Origin of the sequence: Shewanella sp. 10N.286.45.A1, assembly GCF_041470405.1 — a bacterium.
Classification (GTDB): Bacteria; Pseudomonadota; Gammaproteobacteria; order Enterobacterales; family Shewanellaceae; genus Shewanella.
In genome coordinates, this window is sequence record NZ_JBFRMK010000122.1 from 20,131 (window position 1) to 27,081 (window position 6,951).

A 6,951-nucleotide genomic window follows, 5' to 3' on the forward strand; every position below is an offset into this window, starting at 1 on the left:
GCAGTATTTATTATGAAAAAATTATTACCGACTTCAACTGCAGGCAGCTTACCTAAACCTGTTTGGCTAGCTCAACCAGAGACACTTTGGTCACCTTGGAAGTTGCAAGGTGAGGAGTTGCTTGAGGGAAAACATGATGCATTGCGTGTGTCACTACAAGATCAGCAGCAAGCTGGCATCGATATTGTGAGTGATGGCGAACAAACGCGGCAGCACTTTGTGACAACCTTTATTGAGCACCTCAATGGTGTCGATTTTGAAAAGCGTCAAACGGTGAAAATCCGCGATCGTTATGATGCCAGTGTGCCGACCGTGGTTGGTGCCGTTTCTCGTCAGAAGCCCGTTTTTGTAGAGGATGCGAAGTTCTTACGTCAGCAGACTAAGCAGCCCATAAAGTGGGCGCTGCCAGGCCCCATGACCATGATCGATACGCTTTATGATGATCATTATAAAAGCCGTGAAAAACTTGCCTGGGAGTTTGCCAAAATTCTCAATCAAGAAGCCAAAGAGCTAGAGGCTGCAGGGGTTGATATCATCCAGTTTGATGAGCCTGCATTTAATGTGTTCTTTGACGAGGTAAATGATTGGGGAATTGCCTGTTTAGAAAGAGCAATCGAGGGGCTTAAATGCGAAACAGCGGTACACATCTGCTATGGCTACGGCATTAAAGCTAATACCGATTGGAAAAAGACTTTGGGCACTGAGTGGCGACAATACGAACAAGCTTTTCCTAAGTTGCAGAAATCGAATATCGATATAATCTCATTAGAATGCCATAACTCCCATGTTCCACTTGAGTTACTTGAGCTTATTCGAGGTAAAAAAGTGATGGTTGGGGCTATCGATGTCGCCACTAACACGATTGAAACGCCAGAAGAGGTGGCTGATACCCTACGAAAAGCACTCGAGTTTGTTGATGCCGAGAATCTCTTTCCGTGTACTAACTGCGGTATGGCACCTTTGCCTCGCCATATAGCAACCGCCAAGTTAAATGCGTTAACTGCAGGAACTGAAATTGTTAGAAGAGAACTGTTAGCCTAGTATCCGCATACACGTTGGTCGCAGGTTATTGGAACAACTGATTTTAGAAGTTGAATCGACGATTCAGAATAACGAGCTAGATGGCTTGAAATTGTCGAAGCTCAGCTGATAATTCAGCTGAGATCATAAAAGGGTGGGCTGGGCGCTGTTGTACCTAAATACGCTCTTGGTCGACATAACCGACCACTAAGCACATTAATCGACAACAGCACCCACGCCGGGAAGGAATTCTCCTTCACTAAGCTAATAATAGCTCAGTTTTTCAGAGTTGCTATCAGTCTTGAGTTTGAATCGTTAACACTAAAGCCTAGTTTGTCCTAGTCCATACTCACTGAACCATTAATGTTATCGACGCTCAAATCGCCACTACCAGCTTCAACAATGCTAAGGCCTTTGGTGTTGTCGACTTCGATATCACCTGAGCCGTCATCAATAACAACGTGACCATTGACGTTGGTTACCGTCATATCGCCAGAGCCATCATCGATGTTAGTGTCGCCACCAATGCCATTTAGGTTGATTGAGCCTGAACCATCTTCCAGTGTTAGCTTGCCAGTGGTGTTAGTAATCGATACTGAGCCAGAACCATCGGTGATACTAAGGTTATGCCCACCTTGGATAGAAAGGTCGCCAGAGCCATCTTCAAGCTCAATATTGGCTGAGACATTTTTAATTTCAATGTCACCAGAACCATCATCTATTTTCAGTACCATATCGGCAGGTACTTGAATGGTGAGGTCGATATATGGCGAGCGACTAAAATTGATATTACTGTCAAACTCGGCAACCAACTTTGCATTGCTGCCGCTCTTTTCTAGTGTTAAGTCTGCTTTGATATCACCATAAGTGTAGATGTCAGCTATCACGGTTATTTGAGTTAACCCGGTAACGCCTTGGATTTTTAAGTCACCTGCGCCTGTATTGGCGACAAATGTATCGATACCTGCTGCTTCAATCTGGATCTGCTTTTTCTGATGATCAAGCGGTCCGGCACTGGCGCCATTTACATTGATGATGCAACCCGAAAGCGCTAGCGTTATGACTGCCGCAAAAAGACTAGAGGCTAATTTCATAAGATGATGTCCTTGTTATATTTTTTAGAATCAATTTTGTATTTAGAGCTATGGCCTATCTAAGCAGGTAGCATGCCAATATGTTATCTACTTGTTTTAATTGTGATGTTTTGTTGTTATCTTGACTGTTGATGGTGAATTACCTCAAAAAATTGGCCAAAATCGACATTGTTAGTGATTTTACTTAATCGTTTATTACTGCTGAATTTTTCGGTTATAGCCTAGTTCAGTCATAGGGGATGGAAGCAAGAATGGATTATTTATCTGTAAATCAACAAAGTTGGGATCGCCGAGTACAAACTCATGTTACTTCCGACTTTTACGATGTCGCTGGTTTTTTAGCGGGTAACAGCTCACTGCAAGAGATAGAGCTGGCCGCACTGAATGTAGAGGGCAAAAGCCTGTTACATCTGCAATGTCACTTTGGTTTAGACACCCTGTCATGGGCACGCTTAGGCGCAAAAGTAACTGGTGTTGACCTCTCTGGTGCAGCTATTGAACAAGCTAAATTATTAGCAACTCAAGCTAAACTAGATGCTGATTTTATTTGCACCGATGTTTATCAAGTGACTAAGCAGGTCGCGGGTCAGTTCGATATCGTATTTACCTCCTACGGCGCCATTGTCTGGTTGCCCGATCTAAATAAGTGGGCGCAAACCATAGCCAGTAAGCTTAAAACGGGTGGTCAGTTCTATATGGTGGAGTTTCACCCCGCACAAGCGGTGTTTGACGGTTATAGCTATTTTCATCAAGATGAGCCTGATGTGGATGATGAGCCTACCTACACAGAAAATGCAGGTGATGAAACCGAGACCTTTATGAGTTGGCCGCACTCTCTAGCTGATGTTATCAATGCATTGATCCGTGCCGGTATCGAAATCGACTCATTCAATGAATTCGATTTTAGCCCATACAACTGTTTCGATGGACTGACAGAGGAGACGGTTGAGGTCACTTTAGCGCAAGGCACTGCGCCACGGTCACGTTATTTTGTCGAGCAGCAAGGGCAACGCTTGCCGCTGACTTATGCTATTTCAGGTTATAAGAAAGCCTAAGTTCGATTTTTAACATAAAAACAGCGCCATTTGGCGCTGTTTTTGTTTGAGCTAAGCTCGGATGTTTACCGATGATTGCAAATTTAGTTGCTTCTTAACACCGGGTATTTTTGGTACTCGTTATCATAATAAGGGCTGCGCTGGTAAAACCAACGTAGACGCGCTTTTGGATCGGCGGCAAACGCTTCATCCTTAAGTGCTTCATCGAATGCTGCTTGCAGTTTGGGATCTTGTTTTAACATCTGCGCTGCTAACGGCTCAACAGCATAGTTTTCGATATACTCTGTACGAGTGAAAATAGGATTGAAAAATCCCCACTGAAATAGTGAGTCAGGCGACTGCGGTTCAAGTAATAAGATAGCAAGATCGCCAAGCGGTTGCTCGGTGTCGATACGTACAGTGCCTGTAGGCAAAGTTGCCTCGATAGTTTGGCTGCTTAGCGTAGCTTTAACGCGTTGATGACTTTCATAATCAGCACTGCCAAATTTGGGCTGGCTTAATTGGTATTGCTGTAATTTTTGCGTACTAGGTTTACTGATAGTGGTCATACGTATGCCGTGTACGCTTAACCGTTCAATCACTTCTGTCCACTGAGGTGGCACGTAGTAAGCCGTTGGGCGATTCACTTTGATATCGGCTTTGGTACCACCAATAACTGGCAGGTTAGGGTACAGCTTAGGTTCACCATTCCAGCGAACAATCTCATTGCCACTGATTGCACTTTGCTCCATCGAGTAGCCGATACCTTTAAAGTCCCAACCCTGTTTTTGCTGCTCTTGCTGCCAAGTGAGGGTTACGCGTGGTGAGTAGCGGTATTTGTCCTGTTGGATTGCCGATTTGAGTTTGGTTGTTTGCTCACCGACAGTTTTCAGTGTTGCCTCTAACATCACATAGGTGCCGAGCACGCGTTGCTTAAATGGCTTTAGGCTGTGGTTCTCAATCAAAATCGTCGGCAGGTGGCGCGCATCACCATAGCCATTGGAAAAGCGTGGGCTAGCATTCCATAAAGACATACCCTTGCTGATATCGCTATTGTCGATTGCGAAAACGAGTGGTCCAGGAACATGACCTTCTTCGATAAGTGCTGACTCAATGGCTGGGCGGTAGCTGTTTTCTAACCACTTATAACTGGCAGGGCTCAAACCTTGGGCAAGGTTGTAACCGAAGGTGACATCGTACTGGTAGTCGATACCGTCGGTAACATGTACGTCTATGTATAGGTCAGGTTGCCAGATATTAATGGCGCGCAGCATATGCTGCATCTCTAGCGTGTCAGCTTTGGCGTAGTCACGATTAAGGTTGAGGTTGTTTGCCGTTGTGCGCCAGCCCATATTAACCGGACCTCGTTGGTTGACGCGGTTGTATTCGGTTGAACGCTCATGGGCGTCGACACTAAAAATAGGCACAAATAATAGATTAGCATTATCGAGTAGTGCGGCTTTATCACCAATAACAATATCGCGTAGCAGCATCATGCCAGCGTCTTTGCCATCAATCTCTCCAGAATGAATGCCAGCCTGAACTAATACGCTAGGTTTATTATTTTTAAGTAGAGTAGGGGCATCTTCAGCGCCCTCTTTAGAAGCGACTATCATCCAAATGTCACCTCCTTGCGGACTCTTGCCTATGCTGACTTTTTTGAGCATATCTGTCTGACTAATCAGCTTATCTAACCATGCGAAGGTTTCATCATAATTTGGACTGGTTTTAAGGCCATGCTGTTCAAAAGGTGTAGCCCATTCGCTGTCTGGTGCTGCCAGTAGTGATTCACTCTTACCATGCCATTCGATAATGGGAGGTAAAATGGCATCATTAACGTAAGTGGTTGCTAACTGAGGCGTGGCATTGTGTTCGGCGGCAAGCGTGCAAAAGCTAGTGACAGCAACCGCAACGGCTGCGTAGCTTGTTAAAGAGGTCAAAAAGCGCATGGTAGGGCATCCATCTGTAAGATAAATTTAGAATTATTATAAGAGGCTTATATTTCACCAAAATGCTAACAAGTGCAACCAGATAACTGTGTCGAAATATGCGTTTTTAGCGCTATGTTGACTGGTCGAATGCTGCCTAACGCTCACATCCTTATGAGCATTAGCCTTGGGGGGTTAAATTATTGGAAAGCTTAATGTAATTTGTATAAGCGTCGCTCTAAGCCAAAGCCGACAATACCCGCTGCAAAAAATAGCACCCCCAATAGTTGTAGCCATGCATTTATTACTCGTGGTACAGCGACCTTTTTGTCGAGTGAGTACATGCGTTTTCCACCGTCAACATCGACATTAAATTTTTGGCTTCTGTTGTCAGTCGTTAGTAGAAAGTGGTCATCTCTGCGCTTAGCCATTTCAACTCTTTTTTGCTCTCTAATGGAGTAGCTATTTTCAACTGTTGCATCCAATGTTCGGTTCCAAGAGGAATAGATATCGAGTGGTTCACCAGGTAGTACTACACCCAGAGATTGATACTGATATTGATTCTCTGAGAATACCTGTCGACTGTAACCGGCATAGAAGGTGGTTACACCTAGAATAATTAGCGTCGACGCCAGATAGAGAAAGCGCCTTAATGAAGCTATCTTCATATTATCTCTTTGAGACAATAACGCCTCAATATCGGCAATGAGATTGAGCTGTGGACGATGCTTTTGGGTATCAATGCCTCTAAGAAATTCGGTTGTGTTGATCGATAGTGCGGTCAGTAAGCTACGGAATACATCATTTGAGGGGATCGATTTGTCGTTTTCCAGTTTTGATAAATATGATTGTTCAATTCCCATCATGTCGGCCAATTCTGGTTGACTTAAGTCCCGTGTCGTACGGAAGTGTTTTATCTGTTTACCTAATGTCATGCATCAATCCTTTGTTATCCATATTCAGTGAATATTGTGACTAAACAGGGACTACTCTTAGTTATTCTCGGATAAATATGAAGAGGAATTTAGCAGCATAACAAGGAATATTAGCGAAATCTTGCTCTAGAGTGTTGAATGGTTTGTCGTGTTTTCGCCCCAGGTGACTAGCACGGTGTTAATAGCTGGTTTAGACGATGGTGGTTTATGTGGGATGGAGTCTAAAAAATAGGTCCTCCAGTGTGGAGAACCTATTTTTACTTGTGCGGGTTAACTTACTTCGACTTCTGCTTCATCTTCGAAGATGGCTTCTATGGGGATCTGAAACAAGCGGGCGACTTTAAACGCTAATGGTAAGCTGGGATCGTATTTCCCTTTCTCTATCGCATTGATCGTCTGCCGTGACACTTCCAGCTTGTCGGCGAGATCGGCTTGGGTCCAGTCTCGCTCAGCTCTGAGGATTTTTAAGCGATTTTTCATCGGTAGGCTAGCCTTCCTTTAATAATGCCAACCATATAGGTTAAGGCGATAAGCGCGATGAGGTATGCGCTTTTTAACGGTGGTACAGTACCTGTATTTTCCAGAATTGAATAGCTTGAAAAGCTAATTATGGCGACTCCAACGGCCAGTGCTAATGCATCTAGCTGCACTTTTCGCTCCATTTCATCAAGCTGAGTTAGAAAGCTTTTATATGTGAATAACATGGCGATGCCAATCATGCTATGTACCGCAAAAGCAATGATTAACAGAAGTGTATTGTCTAATACGCCGGTTTCACCTAGGTATGCACTGAACATTAAAGTGAGTGCCCAAAGTAGCGCGAATAGATTCACACGATTGGCATTTTTCAGATCACGCTTGGGCAGCCCTTTAGCGCAGATTGCATCTAGTATAGATTTCATTGAACAGTTCCCTTTGTATTTTTAGTAAAGCAAGCTTG

The 6,951-nt window shown here is 44.1% G+C and carries 7 protein-coding genes; 2 read left to right on the forward strand and 5 right to left on the reverse strand.

Features of this window, described 5'->3' with window-relative positions:
• The first annotated feature begins 12 nt into the window (after positions 1-12).
• A complete protein-coding gene (locus tag AB4238_RS10195; protein ID WP_372033367.1) occupies positions 13-1,041 on the forward strand; it encodes a methionine synthase in 1,029 nt (342 codons plus the stop codon).
• Between the two features lie 317 nt (positions 1,042-1,358).
• Here AB4238_RS10195 and AB4238_RS10200 read toward each other — a convergent pair whose 3' ends face one another.
• Complete coding sequence (locus AB4238_RS10200; RefSeq protein ID WP_372033368.1) at positions 1,359-2,114, reverse strand: hypothetical protein; 756 nt, start codon at positions 2,112-2,114, stop codon at positions 1,359-1,361.
• A 251-nt stretch (positions 2,115-2,365) separates the two neighbouring features.
• On the opposite strand from AB4238_RS10200, the gene AB4238_RS10205 reads away from it, so the two are divergent.
• Positions 2,366-3,169, forward strand: coding sequence for a class I SAM-dependent methyltransferase (locus AB4238_RS10205; RefSeq protein ID WP_372033369.1), 804 nt, complete (start codon positions 2,366-2,368; stop codon positions 3,167-3,169).
• A gap of 83 nt (positions 3,170-3,252) precedes the next feature.
• Here the strand turns inward: AB4238_RS10205 and AB4238_RS10210 are convergent, their stop codons facing one another.
• From AB4238_RS10210 to AB4238_RS10225, 4 genes are all read right to left on the reverse strand, one after another.
• Positions 3,253-5,097 carry a M14 family metallopeptidase gene (locus tag AB4238_RS10210; RefSeq protein ID WP_372033370.1) on the reverse strand — a complete coding sequence of 615 codons (1,845 nt, stop codon included), beginning with the start codon at positions 5,095-5,097 and terminating at the stop codon, positions 3,253-3,255.
• A gap of 191 nt (positions 5,098-5,288) precedes the next feature.
• Entirely contained in the window at positions 5,289-6,011 is a 723-nt protein-coding gene (locus AB4238_RS10215; protein ID WP_372033371.1) for a helix-turn-helix domain-containing protein, read from the reverse strand.
• A gap of 270 nt (positions 6,012-6,281) precedes the next feature.
• Positions 6,282-6,491 carry a helix-turn-helix transcriptional regulator gene (locus AB4238_RS10220; RefSeq protein ID WP_020910407.1) on the reverse strand — a complete coding sequence of 70 codons (210 nt, stop codon included), beginning with the start codon at positions 6,489-6,491 and terminating at the stop codon, positions 6,282-6,284.
• Positions 6,488-6,913: a hypothetical protein gene (locus AB4238_RS10225; protein ID WP_372033372.1), complete on the reverse strand. Its 426-nt coding sequence runs from the start codon at positions 6,911-6,913 to the stop codon at positions 6,488-6,490. Before AB4238_RS10225 ends, AB4238_RS10220 begins: the two co-directional genes overlap by 4 nt.
• Positions 6,914-6,951: the final 38 nt, after the last annotated feature.

Bases quoted from the DNA above. Each gene is read 5' to 3' on its own strand.
- AB4238_RS10215 (WP_372033371.1), bottom strand. From the start codon at position 6,011: ATGACATTAGGTAAACAGATAAAACACTTCCGTACGACACGGGACTTA.
- AB4238_RS10210 (WP_372033370.1), bottom strand. From the start codon at position 5,097: ATGCGCTTTTTGACCTCTTTAACAAGCTACGCAGCCGTTGCGGTTGCT.
- AB4238_RS10195 (WP_372033367.1), top strand. From the start codon at position 13: ATGAAAAAATTATTACCGACTTCAACTGCAGGCAGCTTACCTAAACCT.
- AB4238_RS10200 (WP_372033368.1), bottom strand. From the start codon at position 2,114: ATGAAATTAGCCTCTAGTCTTTTTGCGGCAGTCATAACGCTAGCGCTT.
- AB4238_RS10225 (WP_372033372.1), bottom strand. From the start codon at position 6,913: ATGAAATCTATACTAGATGCAATCTGCGCTAAAGGGCTGCCCAAGCGT.
- AB4238_RS10205 (WP_372033369.1), top strand. From the start codon at position 2,366: ATGGATTATTTATCTGTAAATCAACAAAGTTGGGATCGCCGAGTACAA.
- AB4238_RS10220 (WP_020910407.1), bottom strand. From the start codon at position 6,491: ATGAAAAATCGCTTAAAAATCCTCAGAGCTGAGCGAGACTGGACCCAA.